This window comes from Streptomyces fructofermentans (genome assembly GCF_014651055.1).
GTDB lineage: Bacteria > Actinomycetota > Actinomycetes > Streptomycetales > Streptomycetaceae > Streptomyces > Streptomyces fructofermentans.
In genome coordinates this window covers 115048-138335 of the sequence record NZ_BMWD01000019.1, presented here as the reverse complement: position 1 = coordinate 138335, position 23288 = coordinate 115048, and the positions used below count along the sequence as shown (strand labels likewise).

Genomic DNA, 23288 nt, shown 5'->3' with positions numbered 1-23288 from the left:
GATCGCGACGGTGCTGGCGGCGACCGCGGCCCCGGCCGCAACGGCTCAGGAGGCCGTGGACCAGGGAGCGCCGGCGTACTACGACAGCGGTCTCGCACCGACCCCCTACATGGGCTGGAACACGTACTACGGGCTGGGCGCCCCCACCGAGGAGCACGTGCGTTCCGTCGCGGACAAGCTGGTCGACAGCGGTCTGCGGGACAGCGGCTACGACATCGTGTGGCTCGACGGAGGCTGGCAGGCCGACGCTCCGCGTGACGCGCGGGGACGGCTGGTCGCCCACCCGGAGCGCTTCCCCTCCGGGATGCCCGCCCTGGTCTCCTATCTGCACAAGCGCGGCCTCAAGGCGGGGATCTACACCGACGCCGGCGCCTACGACGGAGGCAAGACCTGCGGCCTCGGCAGCCGCGGTCACTACGAGGAGGACGCACGGCAGTTCGCGGACTGGAAGTTCGACGCGATCAAGGTCGACTTCCTGTGCGGTATCGGCGCCAAGCTCGATCCGGGCCCGGCGTTCAAGGAGTTCAGCGACGCCGTGGCCAAGTCGGGCCGGAGGATGCTGCTGAACCTCTGCAATCCGCTCACCGACGACTGGGGCGTGCCGCACACGCCCGAGCAGGACGCGCACAACACGTACGTCTACGCCCCCACCATCGCCGACTCCTGGCGCACCGGCACGGACATCGCCTGGGGCACCCCCAGCCCCGGCCAGTGGCCCAACGTGCTGCGCAACATGGACGCGAACGCCTGGCACCCCGAGGCCCAGGGGCCGGGCCACTACAACGACCCGGACTACCTCATCCCGATGCGGCGCATGGGCGACGGCTCCCTGGAGCTGACCGAGGAGGAGTCCACCACGCAGTTCGTGATGTGGGCGCAGATGGGCTCGCCGCTCGTCCTGGGCTCCGACCCGCGCACCCTGTCGGAGTCGATGCTCCGCACGCTGCGGAACCCCGAGATCATCGCCGTCGACCAGGACCCCCTGGCCGTACAGGGAGTCCGGGTGGCGAGTGACTCCGTGGGCGACGTCTACAGCAAGGTCCTGTCGGGGGCCGGCCGTCGTGCCGTCGTGCTGCTCAACAGGTCGGACCGGCCGGTCGAGCGCACGGTCCGGTTCTCCGACGCGGCGCTCGGCGGGCCGGTACGGGTGCGCGACCTGCGGGCCAGGGCGGACCGGGGTGTCCACACCGACTCGTACACGGTCGAAGTCCCGGCGCACGGCACCGCGTTCCTCAAACTGACCGGGGAGGACGCCCTGCCCGGAGCCGGCATCGGCGGGCCGCGGGCCACGGGCGACCCGGCCGTGGTGCGGGACGGCGACACGCTCACGGCCTTCGTGCGCGGGCCGCGCGGCTCGCTCGTGCAGCGGACGGCTCCGGCCGACGGTGCGGGGGAGGGGCGGTCCACGGACCTCGGCGGTCCGGTGGGCGGCGGAATCCTGGGTCAGCCCGCCGCGTACGCGTCGCGGGGCGGCCGCGTCGACGTGTTCGTGCGCGGCGCCGACTCCCGCGTCTACCGGCGTGCCCTCGTCGACGGCCGCTGGGGCCCCTGGCGCGGTCTGGGCGGCCGGGTGACGGACGCGCCGTCCGTGGCGTTCACCGGTCCCGAGCAGTGGGCGCTCTTCGCCCGGGGGGAGGACGGCCGGGTCGTGGGGCGCGGTCCGACGTCCGGATGGACCTCGTTCGGCGCACCCGAGGGCCGCACGACGTACGGGCGTCCGTCCGCCGTCGTCGACGGGCAGGGACGGGTCCATGTGGCCGTGCGCACCGCCGCCGACGACGTGTGGACGCGGTCCCGCGAGGAGTCGGGGGACTGGTCGCCGTGGACGTCGCTCGGCGGGACGGTCAGCGGCAGCCCGACGCTGGTCGCGAGCGCCGACGCGGTCGTGCTGTACACACGGGCCGGCGACTACACCCTGTGGCAGCAGCGGTTCGAGGACGGCGCCTGGAAGGGCTGGACGAAGCGGCAGGAGTTCCCGAGCGCCGCGTTCGGGGGCGCTCCTGGAGCGGTGGCCGGGGCCGGCGGGGCGATCGACGTGGTGTTCCGCGGCGTCGACAACCGGGTCCACCGGACCCAGTTCAAATAAATTAGTAATTATTCTTGACGTGGCCCGAGGGCCACGCGAATCTGGATCAACGCGAGCGGGACCCCTCCTCCAGGGGAGGGGCCCCGTCCGTGCGGATCCACAGGGAGCCCTCCATGACGATTCACCAGCCCGGCCGACGCCGGTTCCTCGCCGGACTCGGAGCAGCCGGGACGACGGCACTGCTCAGCGGCTGTGTCACCTCGACCCCCTCCGGCACGACCTCCTCCAAGGGCGCGGTCACCCTTCAGTCCAACCTCTCCGCCCCGCAGGCCAAGGCGGCGATGACGGACCTCGTCGCCGCCTACGCGAAGCAGGGATCGGGCCGCGCCAGCCTCAACACCGTGGCCGCCGAGACCTTCCGCACCCAGCTGCCGACGTACCTCACCTCCGCCAACCCGCCGGACGTCTACACCTGGTACCCCGGCTCGGTCGCGGAGGCCTACAGCAGCAAGGACCTCCTGCTCGACCTCGACGACGTCTGGGCCTCGCCCGACCTCGGGCAGTACTCCAAGGCCCTGAACACGCTGTGCACCGCGAGTTCCGGCAAGAAGGTCTTCGTACCCACCACGTACTACTGGTGGGGCATGTTCTACCGGAAGTCCAACTTCGCGAAGTGGGGCGTCAGCGAGCCGAAGAGCTGGGACGACTTCCTCGACCTGTGCGACAAGCTCAAGGGCAAGGGCATCACCCCCATCGGCCTGGGAGCGGGCGGCAACACGGCCTGGGTCGCCTCGGCCTGGTTCGACTACCTGGACATCCGCATCAACGGCGCCGCCTACCACCGCGAACTCCTCGCCGGGAAGCACCGGTTCGACGACCCCGAGGTGCGCAGGGTCTTCGACCGCTGGCAGGAAGTACTGCCCTACTTCGACCCGAACGGCACCGCCGTCGCCTTCCAGGACGCCACGACGTCGCTGCTGAACGGACGCAGCGGCATGATGCTCATCGGCACCTTCTTCGCCGACGCGGCGCCCAAGGACGCCCTGGACGACATCGACTTCTTCCGCTTCCCCGTCATCGACCCCAAGGTCCCGCTCGCCGAAGAGGCCCCCACCGACGGCTACTTCGCCAGCGCCCGCACCGGCCGCCGCGACCAGGTCGTCGACCTGCTGCGCTACCTCGCCACCGCCGAGGCGCAGGAGATCTACATCAAGGGCTCCTCGGGCACCGCGCTGCCGTGCAACCCCGACGCGAAGGACTCCGGCACCGCCCTCGTGAAGAAGGGCCGCGCGCACATCGAGGCCGCGGCGGAGATCACCCAGTTCTTCAACCGGGACTCCAGCGACGCCCTCCAGCCCACCGCGGACACCGCGCTGACCAAGTTCCTCGCCAAACCGAAGGAGATCGGCGCCATCCTGACCGACTGGCAGCGTGACGCCCAGAAGATCTGGAAGGCCTGAGGTGAGCGTCCTGACCGCCCCGGAGCGGAAGTCGCCGACCCCGCCGCCGGCCCGGGGCGCCCGGCGCGGCACCGGGCGCGGCCGGGGCGCGCGCCGCACCCCGCCCCTCGTCCTCGCATTCGTCCTCGTGCCGCTGCTCGTCGAGGCGGTGTGGGTGTTCTGGCCGGCCCTCCAGGGCTTCTACCTGGCCTTCACCAGCTGGGACGGAGTGTCCGCACCCCGGTTCATCGGCCTCGACAACTTCCACGAGATGGCCGGCGACGCCACCTTCCGCAGCGCGGCCTGGCACACGGTGCTGTGGCTGGTGCTGTTCGGCGGCCTGTCCGCCCTGCTCGGCCTGGCCGCCGCGCTGCTGCTCCAGCAGGAGCGGCGCGGCGTCGGCTTCTACCGGGCCGCCCTCTTCCTGCCCGTCGTCTTCTCGCTGGTCGCCACCGCGCTGGTCTGGCAGGCGGTCTACCAGCCCGACGGAGTCCTCAACCAACTCCTCGAATCGGTCGGCCTGGGCAGCCTGAGGCACGCCTGGCTCGCCGACCAGGACACCGCCCTGTACGCGGTGATCGTCCCCGCGCTCTGGCGCCAGATCGGCTACGTCATGGTCCTGTACCTCGCCGGACTCAAGGGCATCGACCCGGCGTTGTACGAGGCCGCCAAGGTCGACGGCGCCGGGGCCTGGCAGCGCCTGCGCCATGTCACCCTGCCCCAACTGCGCGGCGTCAACGCCGTCGTGCTGTCCGTCATCGTCATCGACTCACTGCGCTCCTTCGACGTGGTGTGGTCACTGACCCGCGGCGGCCCCTACCACTCGTCCGAACTGCTGAGCACCTACATGTACTCCACCGCCTTCCAGTCCCTGCGGCTGGGCTACGGCTCCGCCCTGGCCGTCGTCATCTTCGTGCTGGCCTTCGGCGTCATCTGCTCCTACCTCGTCCGAGCGTTCCGGGAGGCCGACTGATGTCCGCCACATCGACGGCCGTGCGCCGCAGGCGGGCCGCGACCGCGGGATTCCACCTCGGCGCCGGCACCCTGGCCCTGCTCTGGCTGCTGCCGATCGCACTGGTCCTGGTCACCAGCCTGCGCACCTTCGACGACATCGCCGCGCACGGACTGGGCAGTTGGCCCCACTCCTTCACCCTGGACAACTTCGGACAGGCGTGGACCGACGGCGGACAGCAGCGCGCCCTGATCAACAGCCTGCTCGTCACCGTTCCCAGCGTCCTTGTGACGCTCGCACTCGCCGCCATGGCCGCCTTCGGGTTGAGCCGCTACGAACTGCCCTTCCGGCGGTCACTGCTGCTCCTCATGCTCGGGGGCAACCTGCTCCCGCCGCAGATCCTGCTCGTCCCCGTGTCCAAGCTCAGCGAGCTGATGGGCGTGTATGACACCCTGCCCGCCCTCGTCGGCGTGCAGATCGGCTTCGGCGTCGGCTTCTACGTCTTCGTCCTGTACGGCTTCATGCGCTCGATCCCGCCGGAGATCCAGCAGGCGGCGGTCGTCGACGGGGCCGGCCCGTGGCAGATCTTCTGGCGGATCATCCTGCCCCTCACCCGCCCGGCCCTCGCGGCCCTGAGCGCGCTGTCCTTCACCTGGATCTTCAACGACCTGCTCTGGGCGATCACCGTGCTGCGCAGCGACACCAAGATGCCCATCACCGCCGCACTCATCGGACTCCAGGGGCAGTACGTGTCGATGTGGAACGTGATCGCAGCCGGATCGGTCATCGCCGCCGCTCCCACCGTCGCCGTGTTCCTGCGGTTCCAGCGGCACTTCGTGGCCGGCCTCAACCTGGGAGCCGTCAAGTGACCTCGTACCGGCGCTGGACCCTGCGCACCGAGAACACCGTCTACACCGTCCGCCTCTCCCCGGACGGCCCGTGGGCCGAGCTGGACGCGTGGGGCCCGCACGGCGCCGAGGACGGCCCGTCCGCACTCGACTGGTCGCGTCGCACCCACTTCGTCACACCCGCCGACGCCGCCCCCGCCGAGTACCTGCCCCACGGCCTGCGGCCGTTCGGCGGCGCCGACCTGGTGGCCTCACGACCGGGCGCCGAACGCGGCGTGTGGTGGGACTTCGAGGACGCCCGGACGGAGGAGGGAACCCTGCGGCTGGCCTTCCACGACGCCGTCCTCGGACTGCGGGCCGTCCTGTGCTACGCCACCGTCCCCGGAACGGACGTCATCCTGCGCTGGACCGAGCTGACCTGCACGGGGGACGAGGAACTGCGCCTGGAACGGCTGGACTCGGCGGCGGTCACCGTCCCCCTCACCGGACCGGCACGGCTGACCTGCCTCACCGGCCAGTGGTCGCAGGAGTTCCAGCTCACCCAGCTCGACCTGCCCCGCGGCACCTTCACCATGGGCAGCCTCCAGGGCGTACCCGGGCACGCGTACGCGCCCTGGCTCGCCGTGCAGGACGGCCAGGCCGACGCGGCCTACGGCGTCGCCCTGGAGTGGTCGGGCAACTGGCACATCACCGCGGAGGCCGTACCGGGCGGCACCGTCCGGGTCCGCGCGGGACGGGTCCCCCACGAGGGCGCCGTCGTCCTGTCCCCCGGGCAGACCCTCATCACGCCGCGCCTGGCCTGCGCGTTCAGCCCCGACGGACTCGACGGGCTGTCCCGGGTGTGGCACCGCCACGAACGCCACCTCGCCGGCGAGCGGCTGCACAGGCCCCGCAAGGTGCTCTACAACTCCTGGGAGGCCACCGGCTTCGACGTCGACGCCGAGGGCCAACTGGAACTGGCCCGGGCCGCCGCCGGGATCGGCGCCGAACTGTTCGTCGTGGACGACGGATGGTTCACCGGCCGCGCCGACGACACCGGCGGTCTGGGCGACTGGTACCCGGACCCGGCCGCCTTCCCCGCCGGATTCGGCCGCTTCGTCGACGAAGTCCGCTCCCTGGGCCTCGACTTCGGACTCTGGGTCGAACCCGAGGCCGTCAGCCCGGGAAGCCGCCTGCACGCCGAACACCCCGACTGGGTCTACCGGATCGACAACCGCCCCGGACGCCTGGTCCGCAACCAGCTCCTCCTGGACCTGGGCCGCCCGGACGTCCAGGACTTCGTGACCGGCACCCTCGACCGGCTGCTCACCGAGTACGACGTCGACTACCTCAAGTGGGACATGAACCGGCCGCCGACCGAACGCGGCCGCCCCGGCGCCGGTCCCGCCGACCGTCTCGACCTGGACGCCCAGCACGTCACGGGATACCTGCGGGTCCTGGACCACCTGCGCACCGCCCACCCCGACGTCACGATCGAGGGCTGCGCGGGCGGCGGCGCCCGCGTCGAGCACGCGACCGTCGCACGCACCGACGTCGTCTGGCCCAGCGACAACACCGCCCCCCTGGACCGGCTGTCCATCCAGTACGGCTTCCTCCACGCGCACGCCCCGCACGTCATGAGCTCCTGGGTCACGGACGCCCCCGGAATCTTCGACCCGCGCCCGCGCAGCCTCGCCTTCCGCTTCGTCAACGCCATGTGCGGAGTCCTCGGCGTCGGCGCCGACCTGCGCGCCTGGACACCCGGACAGCGCGCCGAGGCCGCCCGGTGGATCTCCCGGTACAAGGAGGTGCGGGACGTCATCCACCACGGAGAGGTCCACCTCCTGGGCACACCGGACGATCCCACCTTCGGCGTGCAGTACGACCATCCGGCGAGCGGGCGCACCGTCGTCGCGGCGCTCGGCACGGGACGCCTCGACGGAGCCCCGCTCGTGCCCGGCCGCCCCTCCCGCCTGCGCCTGCGCGCACTCGACCCCGGGGCCCGCTACCACGACGCCGCGTCGGGCACCACGTACGGCGGAGCCCATCTGCTCCACTACGGGCTGCCCTTCACCTGGAGCGCCGGCCACGACGCCGACCTGGTGGTGCTGACACGGCGGTGAACCCGGCCCGGCATATCTTTCCAGGACGGCCGAGCAGCCGATCCGCGCCCGCAGAGGAGAAGGACCCCACGATGGAGCAGACCGCACGACGGCACGGCGACCGCTTCACCGGCCGCACGGCCGTGGTGACCGGAGCGGCCTCCGGCATCGGTGCCGCCACGGCCGTACGACTGGCCGAGGAGGGAGCCGCCGTCGTGATCGCCGACATCGGCGAGAAGGCGGGCGAGGAGACCGCCGCGCGGATCACCGGGGCGGGCGGACTCGCCCGGTTCGTCGCCGCAGACGTCGCCGACGAGGACGACTGGACCCGGATCGTCGCCGCCGCACACGACTTCGGGCCCGTGGACGTCCTCGTCAGCAACGCCTACACCGTCGAGGTGGCACCGGCCCACACGATGTCGCTCCCCTCCTGGCGGCGGCAGCTCGACGTCAACCTCACCGGCGGCTTCCTCGGGTTCCGGGCCGTGCTGCCCGACCTGCGCGACCGCTCCGGGGCGGTCGTGCTCACCTCGTCCGTGCACGCCCACCGGGGCATCCCCGGCCATCCGGCGTACGCGGCCTCCAAGGGCGCCCTGCTGTCCCTGTGCGGCCAACTCGCCGTCGAGTACGGGCCCGCCGTCCGCGTCAACGCCGTCGTCCCCGGACCGATCCTGACCGCCGCCTGGGACCGCGTCGCGCCGCAGGACCGCGAGCGCAGCGTCGCCGAGACGGCGGCACGCCGCTTCGGCACCCCCGAGGAGGTGGCCGGCGCCATCGCCTTCCTCAGCTCCGACGACGCCTCCTACATCACAGGGACGAGCCTCGTCGTGGACGGCGGCTGGAGCGTCGTCAAGGCCTCCGCGTGACCACGCTCCCCACTCAGCAGAAAGGCTCAACGACATGACGCCCTATGCCCGCCGCGGCGTGCACGGCCAGACCGTCAAGGTCCTCGCACGCAGGATCCTCGGCGGCGACATCCCCGAGGGCGCCACACTCGACCTGGTGGCGCTCCAGAGCGAACTGGACGTGAGCCTCACGGCCCTGCGCGAATCGCTGAAGGTGCTCGCCGCCAAGGGGATGGTCGACGCCCGCCAGAAGCGCGGCACCTTCGTGCGCTCCCGCGCCGACTGGAACCTGCTCGACGCCGACGTGCTCCGCTGGCAGTTCGAGGGCAGCCGCACCACCGAGGCCGACCAGGCGCTGCTGCGCAACCTCGCCGAGGTGCGCGCCATCGTCGAACCGGCCGCCGTGCGCCTGGCCGCCCTGCGCCGCACCGACGAGGACCTGGCCGCCCTGGACGCCGCCCTGGACGCCATGGGAGAGGAGGAGGCAGGGGCCGCGCACGCCGTCGAGTCCGACCTCGCCTTCCACCGTGCCCTGCTCGCCGCCACCCACAACGAACTCCTCGAACGCATGGAGATGGTGATCGAGTCCGGCCTCGCCCACCGCGACCGAATCGTCCACAGCTCCCCGCACAGCGAGAACCCGGTCCCGGCCCACCGCGCCGTCCTGGACGCCGTGCGCGACGGCGACCCGCAGGCGGCCGAGTCCGCGATGCGGGCCCTGCTCGACCAGGCCGGCCGCGATCTGGACCGCGTCGGCGACACAGACGAGACGGAAGGCCCCCGCCCCCAGTGAAGATCACCCGCATCGAGACCTTCCTGGTGCCGCCTCGATGGCTGTTCTGCCGTGTCGAGACCGACGACGGAGTGGTCGGCTGGGGCGAACCGGTCGTCGAGGGACGAGCCGAGGTCGTCCGTGCCGCCGTCGACGTCCTGGCCGAATACCTCGTGGGCCAGGATCCACTGCGCATCCAGGACCACTGGCAGGTCCTCACCAAGGGCGGCTTCTACCGCGGCGGTCCGGTCCTCTCCAGCGCCGTCGCCGGCCTCGACCAGGCCCTGTGGGACATCGCGGGCAAGACCTACGGCGCTCCCGTGCACGCCCTGCTGGGCGGCCCGGTCCGCGACCGCGTCCGGGTCTACGCGTGGGTCGGCGGCGACGAACCCGCCGAACTGAGCGAACAGATAGCCGCCCAGGTCGAGGCGGGCTTCACGGCCGTGAAGATGAACGCGGCCGGAGCCACCTCACCGGTGACCACCCTCGCCGAGACCACCGCCGTCGTCGCCCGGGTCGCCGCCGCCCGCGAGGTCCTCGGCGCCGACAGGGACGTCGCCGTCGACTTCCACGGCCGCTTCAGCGCGGCGGGCGCCCGCCGCGTCCTCACCGAACTCGCCCCCCTGCACCCGCTGTTCGTGGAGGAGCCCGTCCTGCCCGAGCACGGCCGGCTGCTGGCCGGCCTCGTCGAGTCGAGCCCCATCCCGCTGGCCACCGGTGAACGCCTCTACGGGCGCGCCGAGTTCCTGCCCGTACTGGCAGCGGGCATCGCCGTCGCCCAGCCCGACCTCTCCCACGCCGGAGGCATATCGGAGGTGCACCGCATCGCCTCCCTCGCGGAGACCTACGGCGCGCAGCTCGCACCGCACTGCCCGCTGGGCCCGATCGCGCTGGCGGCCAGCCTCCAGATCGCCTTCGCCACACCGAACTTCCTCATCCAGGAGCAGAGCCGCGGCATCCACTACAACAAGGACGCCGACCTGCTGTCGTACCTGGTCGACCCCGAGCCGTTCCGGTTCGTCGACGGCCACGCCGCCCGCCCGCTCGCGCCGGGCCTCGGCATCAGCGTCGACGAGGCGGCCGTACGCGCCGCCGACCGAGGCGGCCACGCATGGCGCAACCCGGTGTGGCGGCACCCCGACGGCTCCTTCGCGGAGTGGTGACCGTGCCACTCGACATCACCACCGACCCCGCCCACGGCGGCCGTTGGACCTCCCTGCGGGCAGAGGAACGCGAGTGGCTGTGGCGGCGCGGGGCGCCGGAACGGGAGAGCGTGTCACCCGCAGACCCCTTCGTGGACGCGGGCGGGCTGGAGGAGTGCGTCCCCACGGTCCGCGGCACCCCCGACCACGGCGACGCCTGGTCCCGCGCCTGGACACGGGAGGCGGACCGGGAGTCCGTCGACTGCGACCGCTTCACCCTGACCCGTACGATCCGCCGCACCGCCGACGGAGCCGAGGCCGACTACGTCCTCGCGGCCGACCCGGGCTTCGGCTTCGTATGGGCCGCCCACGCCCTGCTCGACCTCTCCGAAGGGGCCGCGATACACCTCCCCGACGGAGCGGGCACCCGCCTGTACCCCGAGGCGGCCCCGCTGCTGGACGGGGGGTGGCCGCCGGGCGCCCCCTGGGTGGAGGGCGGCTGGCCGGCACCCCGCGGGCTGCGCCTGGACCGGCTCGGCCCGGACGACGGCACCGCGGTCGGCGCCGTGGTGGACGCCCCCCCGCTGCTGCGTGCACGACGGCACGGACCGCCTCTCGCTCGGCGTCGAGGCCGACGGGCAACCGGTCTCCGTCGCCCTGTGGCGCAACCTCGGCGGTTTCCCCGCCGCGCGCCCCTACCGCAGCACGGGCGTCGAACCGATGCTCGGCCGGGTCTTCGACCTCGCCGAAGCGGGCCCTGGCGATGCCGCCCGGGTCCCCGCCGCCGGCGAGGTGCGGTGGAGGCTCACCCTCACCACGGACTGCCGCTGTGCCTGAACCGGCCGGCCCGACAAGGAGTTCGACCATGGATCTACGAGCGGCCCTGGCCGCCCACCGGCTGGTGGCGATAGTGCGCGGAAGCGACCCCGAGGCAGCGCTGAGCACCGTGCTGACCCTGGCCGACGAGGGCATCGAACTCATCGAGGTGTCCCTCAGCGGCAAGGACGCCCTGTCCGTCCTCGCCCGAGCACGCGAAGCCCTCGGCCCCGACCGCCCGCTCGGCGCCGGCACGGTCCTGTCCGCCGACGACGCCCGCGCCGCGCACCGGGCCGGCGCCGACTTCGCCGTCACGCCCGCGTTGGGCGACGGCGTCGGAGCCGCCCGCGCACTCGGGCTGCCCGTGCTCGCCGGAGTGATGACCCCGACCGAGATCCTGGCCGCGCGCACGCTGGGAGCCGACGCGCTCAAGGTCTTCCCGGCCGCCCAGGCCGGAGGACCCGCCTACCTCAAGGCCCTGCGTGGCCCGTTCCCCGACGAACTGCTCGTGCCGGTGGGAGGTGTCGACGAGGCGGCCGCGGGGGAGTACCTCGCCGCCGGCGCGACCGCGGTCGGCGTCGGCTCGCCCCTCGTCGGGGACGCCGCCGACGGCGGCAGCCGGGCGGCCCTGCGCGAACGCGCCCGCGCCTTCCGAACCCTCGCGAGGAGGGCCGCACGGTGACCGGGACCCCGCAGGCGCGCGACGGCTCCCGCCGGGCGGCCGATCCGGCCGGACCCGTGGCCCTGCGACCCGACCGCCTGGAACTCGGCGAGGGCATCCGCTGGACGGACCGGGGAATCGTCCTCGTGGACATCCTCGCGGGCACCTTGTTCGGCGCGGCCGGTGATCCCTCGGAACCGCTGCGGCGGCTGGCCCGCCTCCCCGTACCGCTCGGCGCGGTGGCCCCGGTGGCGGACGCCCCGGGCTCCTGGATCGCCGCCGCGGGCACCGGCTTCCTGCTCCTCGCCCCCGACGGGTCGACGCGCCGACTGGCCCAGCCCGAGGCCGGCGCCGTGCGGCCCATGCGCATGAACGACGCGACCGCGGACCCCGGGGGACGCTTCTGGGCGGGCAGCATGTCCTACGACGCCGACGACGGGGCCGGCTCCCTCTACCGCGTCGACCACGACGGCACGGCGGTCCGCGTGCTCGACGGGATCACCGTCCCGAACGGGCCGGCGTTCACCGCCGCGGGCGACGTCATGTACCTGGCCGACAGCGCCCGGGGGATCGTCCGGCGCTACCCCGTCGACCCGGTCACGGCCGCCCTCGGCACACCGGAGGTGTACGTGACCGTCGAAGAGGGCAGCCCCGACGGGATGGTGGTGGACGACGAGGGCGCCGTGTGGATCGCGGTCTGGGGCACCGGCACGGTACGCCGCCACCTGCCCGACGGCCGCCTCGAGCGCACCCTGCGGCTGCCCGCGAGGCAGCCCGCCGGAGTGTGCCTCCAGGACGACCTCCTGCACATCACGACCGCCCGCGTGGGACTCGCCGCACCCGGCCCGTACGACGGCGCGGTCTTCACCGCCCGGGTGGACGTGCCGGGCCGGCCCGCGGCGCAGTACGTGCACCGCGGGCGCACCGCGTCCCCGCTGCTCGGGGAGGCGCCGTGAACCGCGCCTGGCGGCCCGCCGGGGGAGCGGTCGTGTGCGTCGGGGAGACCATGGCCGCGCTGGCGCCCGGCCCGTCGGACTCGCTGGAGACCGCCGGAGCCCTGCGGCTGTCCGTCGCGGGCGCGGAGTCGAACGTCGCGATGTACCTGGCCGACCACGGCGTGCCCGCGAGCTGGCTCTCGGCAGTGGGCGACGACGCGCTCGGCCGGCGCGTGCGCGCGGCGGTCGCCGAGGCGGGCGTCGACGTCGGCGGCGTACGCACCGACGCCACCCGGCCCACGGGCCTGCTGGTCAAGGAACCCACCGGCGCCCGCACCCGCGTCCATTACTACCGGGGCGGTTCGGCCGCCTCGGCGCTGGGTCCCGACCTGCTCGACGACGACCGCGTCGGCCCGGCGGCCGTCGTACACCTCACCGGTGTGACCCCGGCACTCTCGCCCTCCTGCCGGAACCTTGCCGAGCGCGCGCTCGGCACCCCGCGCGGCGAGCGGAGGTACGCCCTCAGCTTCGACGTCAACCACCGCCCGGCGCTCTGGCCGGAGGGAACGGCCGCCGGCGTGCTCCGCGACCTCGCCGACCGGGCGGACATCGCCTTCGTCGGCCTCGACGAGGCGCAGGACCTGTGGGGGTCCGGGCTCGACGCGGCCGGCGTGCGGAAGCTGCTGCCGCACCCGCGGCTGCTCGTCGTCAAGGACGGCGGCCTGCGCGCCACCGTGTTCGGGGACGACGGGACATGGACCGTGCCGGCGCTGCCCACGGACGTCGTGGAGCCTGTCGGTGCGGGCGACGCCTTCGCCGCCGGGTTCCTGGCCGGCCTGCTGCGCGGCGGGGACGTACCGCGCGCCCTGCGCCTCGGGCACATCACGGCCGCGTCGGCCCTGCGGGTGACGGACGACCGCGGCCCCCTGCCCGACGGCCCCGCGATCGAGCGCCTCCTCGGCCTGCCGGAGGAGTCGTGGGCGGCACCGGACGGTACGGGCGCATCCGCGGCCTGACCGCAGCGGCGGCGGCCGGGAGCCGCCGGCCGGTCGACGGCGTTTGGCGTGCCCGTGCCGCCGTGCCGGATTTCCCTGTGGGCGCCCCTGTGACGGGACGGAGTCCGACGACGTGCGGCGGCCGGCGCCGATTCTCGTGAGGTCGGCTGGAAGGAGCTGTGGCCGAGGAGGAGCCCCGGGCCGTTAAATATGTCCTGACGGGGTCGGGGAAAGGGGCCATGAAGGTGATCGAGTGGACGCAGCTCAACACTCGGGCCAGAGCCGTGCCGCAGCCCGCCGCGACTCCGCTGGTCTGGTCGGCCGCTTTCGTGGGCGCGCTGCTGCTGATCGTGGTGCTCAACCTGCTCGGTGGCGGCCACCGGCCCACCCTCGCCCTGCTCCTGCTGTCCCTGCTCTCCGCGCTGCTGGGGCTGTGGGCACGGCTGGTCGCCGCTCCCGGCACGGCCGCCCTGTGCTGGCTGTTCCTCAACGGCTTCACCATCCCGCCCGCGGGCGAGATCAACTGGGCCGGCCACCGGGACACGGCCTGGCTCGCCTGCCTGCTCGCCGCGGCCGTCGCGGGCACCGCGCTGGCCCGTGTGGTCAACGCGCGCGCAGCCTACCGCCGTGTCACCCCGTGGACACCGGACCAGGGCGGGCGCCGCGCGGGTGACCCATGGGGTGACTGAGCCGCATTCCGGCCATTCGACCCCGGCGCCGGACCGCGCCCGGTCGGCGTACGGCGTCCGACGGGGTCTGCCGGCAGGCGGCCCGTCAGCTCCGCTGAAGGACGAAGTCGAACTGGGCGTGCAGATACGGCTTGTCGAGGCGGCGTCCGTCGGGAGCGATGCCGGCCTGCCGCTCGGTGAACGGCACGATCAGCGCGTCCTTCGTGCCGAACACGACGTCGCTGTCCAGGAATTCGCCGCCCTCCTGGAACAAGTGCGTGATCAGCCTGCGGTGTCCGGGCTCCTCGATCAGGAAGTGGACGTGCGCGGGCCGGTAGTGGCTGATGTCCGTCCCGCGGATCAGATCGCCGACCGGGCCGTCCATCGGGATGGCGTAGCCGCGCGGCACCAGCGTGCGGACGCAGTAGCTGCCGTCCTCCCGGGCCCGGTACTTGGCGCGCAGGCGTGCCTCGTCGATCTCGGGGAGCTGCGCCTCGTAGGCGCCGTCGGCGTCGGCCTGCCACACGTCGAGCACGGCGTGGGGGACGGGCCTGCCCTCCGTGTCGGTGACCGTACCCGTGATGAACAGGGGTGTCCCCGGGATGCCGTCCGACATGTCGAAGCCGTGCGGCACGGTCGGCGAGCCGTCGATGTGGAACGGGCCGAGCACGGTGGCGGGCGTCGCCTGCGCCTCGAACCGGTTGTTCAACTGGACGACGAGCATGCTGAGTCCGAGGACGTCCGAGGCGAGGATCAGCTCCTGGCGCTTCTCGTCACTGAGCTGTCCGGCCCGGGTGAGCCAGTTGATCGCGGTCATCCACTCGTCCTCGCTGAGGCCCACCTCCCGTGCGAAGGCGTGGAGGTGGCGGACCAGCGCGGTCATCAGCTCGCCCGACCGGGGGGAATGGGCCGAGGCCCACCGCTGGACGGCAAGGTCGGTGATGTTGTCCTCGTCGACGAACACGGTTGCTGCTCCCTTGGTCTGCCTGGTGAGTGGGGTGGGGCGGGTGGCCGTGGGCCGTGTGCCGCCGGGCGGGTTCAGCCGTCGCGCGGCTCCGCGAGCGGCTGCGGCACGTACGGGTCCGGGGGGACGGAGGCGTTGTTGAGGTCGACCGAGAGGAAGATGTCCCGGGCGACCGGGCGCCGGATCTCCTCGGCGAGCTGGCCGATGAGCCCGGCGGTGCGCGCCAGCAGGGCGAAGCCGCGCAGCAGGGGCAGGGGCAGGCCCAGGTCGGCGAGGGCGGCGCCGCACACTCCCGCGCCGTTGAGGGGGAGCGTCCTGCCGAGCACCTGCGGGTGGACCCGGCCGATGGCGGCGAACAGGGAGAGATGCGGCCCGAACAGGCCCTCCTCGCGGGCGATCGCCATGAGCCGCGCGGTGCGGGGATCGGCCTCCTTGTGCACGTGGTGGCCCAGACCGGGGACGAACTCCCGTGCCGAGGAGCGCTCCCGCACCGTACGCAGGGCCACCGTGTCCCATCCGTCGTCGTCGGAGGGCAGGCTGCCGTCCAGGGACTCCAGTACGTCGTGGAGGAACCGTCCGGTGTCCTCGGTGACGCCGAGGAAGCGTGAGCCGCCGCCGAGCAGCCCGGCCGCGAGAGCGCCCTGGACGGAGTCCGGCGCGGACAGGTACGTGAGCCGTGTGACGATCGCGGTGGGGGTGAAGCCGTGGTCGGCCAGCGCGGCGAGCACCGCCTCGAACACGCGGGTCTCGCCGGGGGCGGGCCGCCGCTGGGTGGCCAGCCAGAACGCGAGTTCCCCGAAGCCGACCGTGCCCATGACGTCCTCGGCGAGATCGTGGCCCAGGAGGGTGATGGTCGTCGGGTCGGACGCGCCGAGGGCCGTGGGGTAGGCGGGGCGTTCGGACTCAGCCATGGTCCGTCTCCTCGGGCTCGGACAGCCAGGTGCGCAGTTCCGCACCGTGCTCGTCGAGTTCGGGCGGTGGCAGCCGGTAGGCGGCGGGGGTGGCGGAGAGGCGGATCGGGTGGCGTGTGGTGGGCACCGCGCGGTCCCCGGCGCCCACGGTGACGACCGGGTCGAGTCCGAAGCGCTCGGCCATGGCGAACCCTCCGTCGATGGTGTTGATCGGCCCACTCGGCACACCGACCTCCAGGAGCGCCTCGAACCAGTCGTCGGCGCCCCGCGTCACCAGCCGTTCGACCAGCAGCGGCCGGAGTTCCTCGCGGTGGGCGGTGCGGTCGGCGTTGCGGGCGAACCTCGGGTCGTCGGCGACCTCCGGAATCCCCAGCACCTCGCACAGCCGGCGGAACTGCCCGTCGTTGGCGGCGGCCACGATCAGGTCGTTGTCCGCGGTGGGCAGGGGTTCGTAGGGGAAGACGCTGGGGTGGGCGTTGCCCATCCGATAGGGCACGGTGTCTCCCGCGACGTACGCGGAGCTGTGGTTGACCAGTCCGGTGAGTGCGGAGGACAGCAGGTTGACCTCGACGAGCTGCCCCTCGCCCGTGGCTTCGCGGTGCCGCAGCGCGGCGAGGACGCCGATCGCCGCGTGGTTGCCGGCCATCACGTCGAAGACGGAGATCCCGGCCCGGAAGGGCGGGCCCTCCGGGTCGCCCGTCAGGCTCATCAGGCCGGAGACGGCCTGCACCATGAGGTCGTAGCCGGGGACGTGGCGGCCCGCTCCGGAGCCGAAGCCGGTGATCGACGCGTAGACCAGTCCCGGGTTGTCCCGCCGGACCGACTCGAAGTCCAGTCCATACTTGGCCATCCCGCCGGGCTTGAGGTTCTCGATCAGGACGTCCGCGCGCCGGGCGAGTTCCCGTGCGACGGCCGCGTCCTTCCCGTCCCGCAGGTCGAGGGAGATCGAGCGCTTCCCGCGGTTGATCCCGAGGTAGTACGTCGACACCTCGTCCCGCACCGGCGGCGACCAGCTCCTGGTGTCGTCCCCGCCGGGCCCCTCCACCTTGACCACGTCGGCGCCGAGATCGGCGAGGAGCATCGTCGCGTACGGACCGGCGAGGACGCGGGAGAAGTCCGCGACCAGTACGCCGGACAGGGGGCCGACGCCGGTAGCGGTCGGCTGGGTTCCCTCCGACATCAACCATGCCTCCTGTCCGACCAACGGACGAGTGTCCGCCAGGCGATTCTGTGGCGCGCACGGCGTGGGCGTCAAGACTTGGTGATCGCACCGCCCGCCCGGGTGGTGAGCGGCACGGACTCGAGGCGGGCGAAGTCCAGGCTGATCTCGCCGGCCGCCTGGAGGAGAAGCGGCAGGTGGTGGTCGAGGAGGACGTCCACGGACGTCTCGGCGGCGTGGGCGTTGACGTTGACGCTCGCCACGACCCGGCCCGAGCCGTCGCGCAGCGGCGCCGCCACCGACCGGATGCCCCGAGCCAGTTGCTCGTCGGTCATCGCCCAGCCCCGGGCGCGCACCGCCCGCAACTCGGCTTCCCACTCGGGGCGTTCGGGCTGCCACACGGCCCGCAGCCCCGACCGGCTCGGCTCGGCGAGCACACCGGCCACCTCGTCCGCGGGCAACGCGGCCAGCAGGACCTTGCCCAGCGAGGTGGACAGCGCGGGGAAGCGCGTGCCGATCCGGACGGCGAGAGTGACGATCTTCGGCATGGAGACACGGGCGACGTACACGATGTCCGAGCCGTCCAGTTGGGCGATGGAGCAGGACTCGCCGGTCTGCTCGACGAGCCGTTCGAGGTGCGGTCGCGCCACGTCCCACAGCCCCATCGAGCCCACGTAGGCGACACCGAGGTCGAGCACGCGCGGCGTGAGCGAGAAGCCGCCCCCCTGCTGCCGTACGTACCCCAACTCGACCAGCGTGAGCAGGATCCGCCGGGCGGTCGGTCTGGCCAGTCCCGTGGCCGCCGCCACGTCGGACAGCGACATCACCGGCTGCCCGGGCCGGAAGGCCGTGATGACCTCGAGGCCTCGGGCCAGGGCCTCGATGAAATCGGGTCCGGTTCCTTCGCGGGGCATGGTGACTCCTGTCCTGACGGCCGGCTCCGGTGTCCGTCCTCGGCTGCTCGCTCGATCCGACCGCTCCGCTGTCCGGTCTGCGGACGGCCCGGCAGGGCACTTTACGCAGGAAATCGGCGGAGTGGGCGAAGGGCTGTCCCGGGTGTCGGTCTCCGTGACCGCACACCGGACAAGACGCGGGACTGGAGAGGGATTCCTTTGCCCGCCGCGCATATTGACATCACCACGGTGGCTTGAACACCATCAGGCGTCAACGGATGCCGCCATACGGACAAGCGTCCGATCACGAGCGGGAGATTCAGAGATGAGCCAGTCCACCGCATTCCAGCCGGGACGCCCCCTCGTGTTCCGCGGCGGCACGGTGCTGCCGGTCGACAGCGCGCGCAGCGTGCTCACCGACACGGACGTCCTCGTCGTCGACGACCGGATCGCCGCGGTCGGCCCGCGGCTCGACGTCCCCGAGGGGACCGCGGAGATCGACGCCTCCGGCGGCATCGTGATGCCGGGCATGATCGACACGCACCGGCACATGTGGCAGACGGCGATGCGCGGCTACGGGGCCGACTGGACCCTCACCCAGTACTTCGTCTGGTACTACCTCGAACACGGCAAGCGGTTCCGGCCCGAGGACGTGTACGCGGGCAACCTGCTGGCCGCGGTGGAGGCCCTCGACGCCGGCGTGACCACGGTCGTCGACTGGTCGCACGGCCTCCAGACCGTCGACCACGCGGACGCCGCCGTCGACGCCCTGCAGGCCGTGCCGGGACGGTTCGTCCTCGCCTACGGAAACATCCAGCAGTCTCCGGCGGAATGGACCGGCTCCCCGGAGTTCCGGGACTTCGTGAGCCGCCGGGTCACCGGCGACGACATGCTCGGCCTCCAACTCGCCTTCGACGTCACGGGCGACCCCGCGTTCCCCGAGAAGCCGGCCTTCGAGGCGGCACGCGAACTCGGCGTCGCCGTCACCACCCACGCCGGCGTCTGGGGAGCCACCGACGACGCAGGCATCCGCCTGATGCACGAAAACGGCTTCATGACCCCCGAGACGGTCTACGTCCACGCCTCCACCCTCTCCGCCGACTCCTACCACCGCATCGCGGCGACGGGCGGCTCGGTCTCGGTCTCCACGGAGAGCGAGCAGAGCGCCGGACAGGGATACCCGACGACCTGGGCGCTCCGCTCACACGGCATCCCCGTCTCCCTGTCGATGGACACGAGCGTGTGGTGGAGCGGCGACCTGTTCTCCGCGATGCGCACCACCCTCGGCGCGGACCGTGCGCGCGAGCACCTGGAGGCCCACACCAAGGGCGAGACCGTCACGCACAGCGCACTCCGCGCCGACCAGGTCGTGGAATGGGCAACGCTCGGCGGAGCCAAGGCACTTGGGCGGGGGAGCGACCTCGGCAGCATCGAGGCCGGCCGGAAGGCGGACCTCGTCCTGATCAAGAACGACCACTCGCCGGTCTCGTTCCCGGTACTCAACCCCTACGGCCACGTCGCCTTCCAGGCCCAGCGCGGCGACGTGCACACCGTCGTCGTCGACGGACGCGTGGTCAAGCACGAGCACCGCCTGATCGCCGTGGACCTCGCCGCCGTACGGCGCACGGTCGAGCAGACCGTCGAGCACCTGCGGTCGGCCATGGGCGAGGAGGAGTGGCGCCGGGGCATGAACCCGGACGTCCCCGCCGCGAAGGTCCTCGACAACCCGTACACCTACACCGACTTCCGCAGCTCCGCGACGCACGGGCACTGACGGGCCGGGGGCTGCGAGGCATGACGATGGACCTGGGACTGCTCGTGCTGCGGCTGCTGCTCGCCGCACTGCTCTGCGGACACGCCGCGCAGAAGCTGCGCGGCTGGTTCGGCGGGGCCGGGCTCACCGGCACCGGTGTCGTGTTCGAGTCGTGGGGCTTCGTGCCGGGCGCGCGGATGGCGCTGACGGCCGGGGTCGCCGAGTCGGTGGGCGCCCTTCTCCTCGCCCTGGGACTCCTGATGCCCGGCGCGTGCGCGGTGGTGGTCGGCACGATGGCGGTCGCGACCGCGGCCACCGCGCCCAACGGCTTCTGGGCCCAGCGCGGCGGCTGCGAAGTGCCGTTCTGGTACGGGGCCGTGGCCGCGGTGCTCGCGTTCACCGGTCCCGGCAGCTGGTCGCTGGACACCGCCCTCGACCTCCCGTGGGCGTCCGGCGCCGCGTGGGGTCCGGCCGCGCTGGTGGTCGGCCTCCTGGCGGCGGCCGTCCCGCTCGCCGCCCGCGCACGTGTGCTGCGCGGGCGGCGGACGCTCACCCTCGTCGAGGACGGCGGCACGGAGGTCTGACCACCGCGCCGCCGGAGTCCTCGGCCCCGGCGTCAGAACTCCTCGTGCACCTCGGGGTCCCCGCCCAGGCGCCGGGGCGCCCGGTCCGCGATGGCCCGCAACTGGTCCGGGTCCAGCTCGAATCCGAAGATGTCCAGGTTCTCGCGCTGCCGACCGGGGTCCGCCGACTTCGGGATCGGGACCGCGCCGAGCTGGGAGTGCCAGCGCAGCACGACCTGACCGGGCGTCACCCCGTGGGCCGCGGCGACGGCGGCGATCGCGGGGTCGTCCAGCAGCCGGCTTCCCCTTCCCAGCGGGCTCCAGCTCTCCGTGACGATGCCCTTGTCCGCGTGGAAGGCACGCAGTTCCTCCTGCGGGAGGAGGGGGTGCAGCTCGATCTGGTTGACGTCGGGCAGGACGCCGGTCTCCTTCTCCAGGCGCTCGATGTGCCCGGCCGTGAAGTTGGAGACCCCGATCGCCCGTACGAGGCCGTCCTCGCGCAGCTTGATCATGGCCTTCCAGGAGTCGACGTACTTGTCGACGCGGGGGAGCGGCCAGTGGATGAGGTACAGGTCGACGTACTCCAGGCCGAGACGGCCGCGCGACTCCTCGAACGAGGCGAGGGTCTCGGCGTAGCCGTGGTGCCTGCCGGGGAGCTTCGTCGTCACCACGATCTCCTCGCGCGGGACGTCGCTGCGGGCCACCCCGAGGCCGACACCGGCCTCGTTGCGGTAGTTCGTCGCCGTGTCGATGAGCCGGTATCCGAGCTCCAGCGCGGAACGGACCCCCTGCTCCGCCTGCGTGTCGTCCATCGGCCAGGTGCCCAGGCCGATGGCGGGGATCTTCGTGCCGCTGTTGACCGTGTATGCCGGAATGCTGGTCAAGGTCGCGCCTTCCCATGTGACTGTGCCGTACAGCCAGTATGCGAGCCGGCCCCGCGCGGCGTCCGCCCGGGCCACGCGGACTCCGTGCCCGCGCCGGATCGTCGCGGGTTCCTGGGCTCCGTCGGCCGCGGGGCGTCGGACCGGGTGGTCGCGGCGCGGGATGTCGGACCACCCGGAGTCCGGGACCGCCGGGAGGCGGGGATGTCGGGCCGCCGGGAGCCGGGGAGTCCGGGGGAGTCGGACGGTCAGGCGCCCGGGATGCCGGAGTCGGTGGTGTCGAGGAGGCGCCCACCGCTGCCGGGGTGCCCGATCCGGTGTGCTCCCATAGCTGTCGTCCCGCGACGGCCACTCCGGCCGCCGTCGGACGTCTGATGTCCATCGACCCCGAGGCGGAAGAGTTGAACGGCGCAGCAGAGCCCGACGGAGCACCGACCGATCTCAGCACCTGGGACTTCGAGCGCCTGCGGGCCTTCACCGAGGCGCGGCACGGCCGGGAACTGGAAGGCGTCCGCCTCGTCGCGCAGGCCCGTGCCCGACGCCGGGACCAGCCCCGCCGCGACCGCCTGCGCTGGGCGGCGCTGGCCCTGCGCGCCAACGACCGGCTCCCCGGTGACACCGTGTGGGACAGGGCGCGGAAGGCCCACCACGACCTCACGCTCAGGACGTGGATCATCGACGATCCCGGTGCCACCGCCACGGCGGCCACCACTGCAGAGGGCGTCGGCCCCGGCACGGACGGCACCGAAGGCACGGACGGCACCGAAGGCGCCCACGAGTTGTGGAACCCCGAACTCCTCGCGGAGGACACGCTCGCCGCGCTCACGCTCGACCCCGAGGAGGCCCGCACCCTGGCAGCCCGATGGCGCGAGCTGCCGGTGGAACGGATCGGAGAGCTGCGCCGGCACAAGAACCTGACGGCCCATACGGCCGCGCTCGTCGCACATCTGCGCCCGGGTCCGGCCCGCGACCGCCTCGCGGCCTGGTCGGAGGCGCGGAGCCACCTGCCCTGAGCGCACGCCCGACGGGAGCCGCCGCGACCAGGACCGGCGGCCCCCGTCACCCTCCGGCCCCGGGTGGCGAAAATCCGCGCGGGGCCCACCGCTTCAGGAGCGCGCGCCGCCCTCGTAGGTCCCGTAAAGCGGCTGTCCCGTCGTCTCGTACACCTGGGCAGTGACCCCGTTCGGCGTCGTCTCGCTGCTCAGCAGGCGGAGTCCGGTCGGAGGGCCGTCGTGCGGGAACAGCCGGCGTCCGCTGCCCACGACCACGGGCGCGATCATCAGCCGTACCTCGTCCACCAGCCCGGCGGCCAGCAGTGACGCGCCGAGGCGGGCGCTGCCGTGGATCTGGACCTCCCGGCCGGGCCGCCGCTTCAACTCGGCCACCTGGGCCGGTACATCACCGGCGAGGATCGTGGTCGGAGCCCAGCCGGCCTCGGTCAGGCTGTGGGAGGCCACGTACTTGGGCAGGCCGTTGAGCTTGGTGGCGACGGGGTCGTCCGGATCGTCCATCGCGGGCCAGTCGCGCGCGAAGTTGTCGTAGGTGCGCCGCCCGAACAGGAACGCGTCCACCTCGCCGAGCCAGCCCGTGGCGATCCGCAGGAACGCGTCGTCCAGATGGGGCACGAGCCAACCTCCGCGCGTGAACCCGTCGCTGGTGTCCTCCTCGGGGGACCCGGGCCCCTGCGCCACGCCGTCCAGGGACAGGAACTCCTGCAGTACCAACTTCACAGCACACCGTCCTTCCTCGTTCCCGGGGCGCCCGCCGTCCCGGCCAGGTGGAGACCGCCCGACGCGCCGGGGCCCGTCGGGCGGGGCCGGGTCTCCTCGCGACCGGATCGGCCGGGGCCCGGCTTCGGGAGCGGCCCGCGCCGGTGCCCGGTCCCGGTCCGCGCCCCCGTCCGCCGCGGCACACGCTATCCCCGGCGCCCTCTCTCGCCCCGTATTGAGGGCTCGGCCCATGTCGGCTCGGTGCTGTCGGGACC

At 73.1% G+C, this 23288-nt stretch carries 21 protein-coding genes and 1 pseudogene; 16 read left to right on the top strand and 6 right to left on the bottom strand.

From position 1 onward, the window contains the following. The first annotated feature begins 55 nt into the window (after nt 1–55). From IE265_RS24820 to IE265_RS24760, 13 genes and pseudogenes are all read left to right on the top strand, one after another. A complete protein-coding gene (locus tag IE265_RS24820) occupies nt 56–2086 on the top strand; it encodes a DUF8189 domain-containing protein (RefSeq protein WP_229916473.1) in 2031 nt (676 codons plus the stop codon). Between the two features lie 113 nt (nt 2087–2199). Beyond that, nucleotides 2200–3486: an ABC transporter substrate-binding protein gene (locus IE265_RS24815; RefSeq protein WP_190037882.1), complete on the top strand. Its 1287-nt coding sequence runs from the start codon at nt 2200–2202 to the stop codon at nt 3484–3486. Between the two features lies 1 nt (nt 3487). Beyond that, the gene (locus tag IE265_RS24810) at nt 3488–4438 is read left to right on the top strand and encodes a carbohydrate ABC transporter permease (protein ID WP_190037881.1); all 951 of its coding nucleotides are present in this window, start codon (nt 3488–3490) and stop codon (nt 4436–4438) included. After that, entirely contained in the window at nt 4438–5286 is an 849-nt protein-coding gene (locus IE265_RS24805) for a carbohydrate ABC transporter permease (RefSeq protein ID WP_190037880.1), read from the top strand. The genes IE265_RS24810 and IE265_RS24805 overlap by 1 nt, the downstream gene beginning before the upstream one ends. Continuing rightward, a complete protein-coding gene (locus IE265_RS24800; protein ID WP_190037879.1) occupies nt 5283–7367 on the top strand; it encodes an alpha-galactosidase in 2085 nt (694 codons plus the stop codon). Before IE265_RS24805 ends, IE265_RS24800 begins: the two co-directional genes overlap by 4 nt. 71 nt (nt 7368–7438) lie before the next feature. Beyond that, nucleotides 7439–8212 carry an SDR family NAD(P)-dependent oxidoreductase gene (locus tag IE265_RS24795; RefSeq protein ID WP_190037878.1) on the top strand — a complete coding sequence of 258 codons (774 nt, stop codon included), beginning with the start codon at nt 7439–7441 and terminating at the stop codon, nt 8210–8212. A gap of 34 nt (nt 8213–8246) precedes the next feature. Next, complete coding sequence (locus IE265_RS24790) at nt 8247–8984, top strand: FadR/GntR family transcriptional regulator (protein WP_190037877.1); 738 nt, start codon at nt 8247–8249, stop codon at nt 8982–8984. Further along, nucleotides 8981–10126 (top strand): galactonate dehydratase, encoded by a 1146-nt coding sequence (gene dgoD, locus IE265_RS24785; protein ID WP_190037876.1) that lies wholly within the window; start codon nt 8981–8983, stop codon nt 10124–10126. The genes IE265_RS24790 and dgoD overlap by 4 nt, the downstream gene beginning before the upstream one ends. Further along, nucleotides 10123–10942 (top strand): annotated as a pseudogene (locus IE265_RS24780) (hypothetical protein). Before dgoD ends, IE265_RS24780 begins: the two are co-directional and overlap by 4 nt. 28 nt (nt 10943–10970) lie before the next feature. Then, complete coding sequence (locus IE265_RS24775) at nt 10971–11603, top strand: bifunctional 4-hydroxy-2-oxoglutarate aldolase/2-dehydro-3-deoxy-phosphogluconate aldolase (RefSeq protein ID WP_190037875.1); 633 nt, start codon at nt 10971–10973, stop codon at nt 11601–11603. Then, complete coding sequence (locus IE265_RS24770) at nt 11600–12538, top strand: SMP-30/gluconolactonase/LRE family protein (protein WP_373303005.1); 939 nt, start codon at nt 11600–11602, stop codon at nt 12536–12538. Before IE265_RS24775 ends, IE265_RS24770 begins: the two co-directional genes overlap by 4 nt. Further along, a complete protein-coding gene (locus IE265_RS24765) occupies nt 12535–13533 on the top strand; it encodes a sugar kinase (RefSeq protein WP_190037874.1) in 999 nt (332 codons plus the stop codon). Before IE265_RS24770 ends, IE265_RS24765 begins: the two co-directional genes overlap by 4 nt. A 224-nt stretch (nt 13534–13757) precedes the next feature. Further along, complete coding sequence (locus tag IE265_RS24760) at nt 13758–14201, top strand: hypothetical protein (protein WP_190037920.1); 444 nt, start codon at nt 13758–13760, stop codon at nt 14199–14201. Between the two features lie 85 nt (nt 14202–14286). Here IE265_RS24760 and IE265_RS24755 read toward each other — a convergent pair whose 3' ends face one another. The 4 genes from IE265_RS24755 to IE265_RS24740 all read right to left on the bottom strand — a co-directional run bounded on the left by IE265_RS24755 (nt 14287) and on the right by IE265_RS24740 (nt 18128). Further along, entirely contained in the window at nt 14287–15144 is an 858-nt protein-coding gene (locus tag IE265_RS24755; protein WP_190037873.1) for a dioxygenase family protein, read from the bottom strand. 74 nt (nt 15145–15218) lie between these two features. Continuing rightward, nucleotides 15219–16055, bottom strand: a complete 837-nt coding sequence (locus IE265_RS24750) for a citryl-CoA lyase (protein ID WP_190037872.1) — start codon at nt 16053–16055, stop codon at nt 15219–15221. Continuing rightward, nucleotides 16048–17235 (bottom strand): CaiB/BaiF CoA transferase family protein, encoded by a 1188-nt coding sequence (locus tag IE265_RS24745; RefSeq protein WP_190037871.1) that lies wholly within the window; start codon nt 17233–17235, stop codon nt 16048–16050. Before IE265_RS24745 ends, IE265_RS24750 begins: the two co-directional genes overlap by 8 nt. A 71-nt stretch (nt 17236–17306) precedes the next feature. Then, nucleotides 17307–18128: an IclR family transcriptional regulator domain-containing protein gene (locus IE265_RS24740; protein WP_190037870.1), complete on the bottom strand. Its 822-nt coding sequence runs from the start codon at nt 18126–18128 to the stop codon at nt 17307–17309. Nucleotides 18129–18432: 304 nt separating this feature from the next. On the opposite strand from IE265_RS24740, the gene IE265_RS24735 reads away from it, so the two are divergent. Both IE265_RS24735 and IE265_RS24730 read left to right on the top strand, forming a co-directional pair. Continuing rightward, on the top strand, nt 18433–19881 hold the full coding sequence (locus IE265_RS24735; protein ID WP_190037869.1) for an amidohydrolase family protein: 1449 nt from the start codon (nt 18433–18435) through the stop codon (nt 19879–19881). A gap of 20 nt (nt 19882–19901) precedes the next feature. Continuing rightward, entirely contained in the window at nt 19902–20444 is a 543-nt protein-coding gene (locus IE265_RS24730) for a DoxX family membrane protein (protein WP_229916472.1), read from the top strand. A gap of 32 nt (nt 20445–20476) precedes the next feature. Here IE265_RS24730 and IE265_RS24725 read toward each other — a convergent pair whose 3' ends face one another. After that, the gene (locus IE265_RS24725; protein WP_190037868.1) at nt 20477–21307 is read right to left on the bottom strand and encodes an aldo/keto reductase; all 831 of its coding nucleotides are present in this window, start codon (nt 21305–21307) and stop codon (nt 20477–20479) included. A 371-nt stretch (nt 21308–21678) separates the two neighbouring features. Between IE265_RS24725 and IE265_RS24720 the strand changes: the two genes are divergently transcribed. Beyond that, entirely contained in the window at nt 21679–22317 is a 639-nt protein-coding gene (locus tag IE265_RS24720) for a hypothetical protein (protein WP_229916470.1), read from the top strand. Between the two features lie 93 nt (nt 22318–22410). Here the strand turns inward: IE265_RS24720 and IE265_RS24715 are convergent, their stop codons facing one another. After that, the gene (locus IE265_RS24715; RefSeq protein ID WP_190037867.1) at nt 22411–23034 is read right to left on the bottom strand and encodes a dihydrofolate reductase family protein; all 624 of its coding nucleotides are present in this window, start codon (nt 23032–23034) and stop codon (nt 22411–22413) included. Nucleotides 23035–23288 lie beyond the last annotated feature (254 nt).

Bases quoted from the DNA above. Each gene is read 5' to 3' on its own strand.
- IE265_RS24815 (WP_190037882.1), top strand. From the start codon at position 2,200: ATGACGATTCACCAGCCCGGCCGACGCCGGTTCCTCGCCGGACTCGGA.
- IE265_RS24805 (WP_190037880.1), top strand. From the start codon at position 4,438: ATGTCCGCCACATCGACGGCCGTGCGCCGCAGGCGGGCCGCGACCGCG.
- IE265_RS24795 (WP_190037878.1), top strand. From the start codon at position 7,439: ATGGAGCAGACCGCACGACGGCACGGCGACCGCTTCACCGGCCGCACG.
- IE265_RS24790 (WP_190037877.1), top strand. From the start codon at position 8,247: ATGACGCCCTATGCCCGCCGCGGCGTGCACGGCCAGACCGTCAAGGTC.
- IE265_RS24775 (WP_190037875.1), top strand. From the start codon at position 10,971: ATGGATCTACGAGCGGCCCTGGCCGCCCACCGGCTGGTGGCGATAGTG.
- IE265_RS24750 (WP_190037872.1), bottom strand. From the start codon at position 16,055: ATGGCTGAGTCCGAACGCCCCGCCTACCCCACGGCCCTCGGCGCGTCC.
- IE265_RS24745 (WP_190037871.1), bottom strand. From the start codon at position 17,235: ATGTCGGAGGGAACCCAGCCGACCGCTACCGGCGTCGGCCCCCTGTCC.
- IE265_RS24740 (WP_190037870.1), bottom strand. From the start codon at position 18,128: ATGCCCCGCGAAGGAACCGGACCCGATTTCATCGAGGCCCTGGCCCGA.
- IE265_RS24735 (WP_190037869.1), top strand. From the start codon at position 18,433: ATGAGCCAGTCCACCGCATTCCAGCCGGGACGCCCCCTCGTGTTCCGC.
- IE265_RS24730 (WP_229916472.1), top strand. From the start codon at position 19,902: ATGACGATGGACCTGGGACTGCTCGTGCTGCGGCTGCTGCTCGCCGCA.
- IE265_RS24720 (WP_229916470.1), top strand. From the start codon at position 21,679: ATGTCCATCGACCCCGAGGCGGAAGAGTTGAACGGCGCAGCAGAGCCC.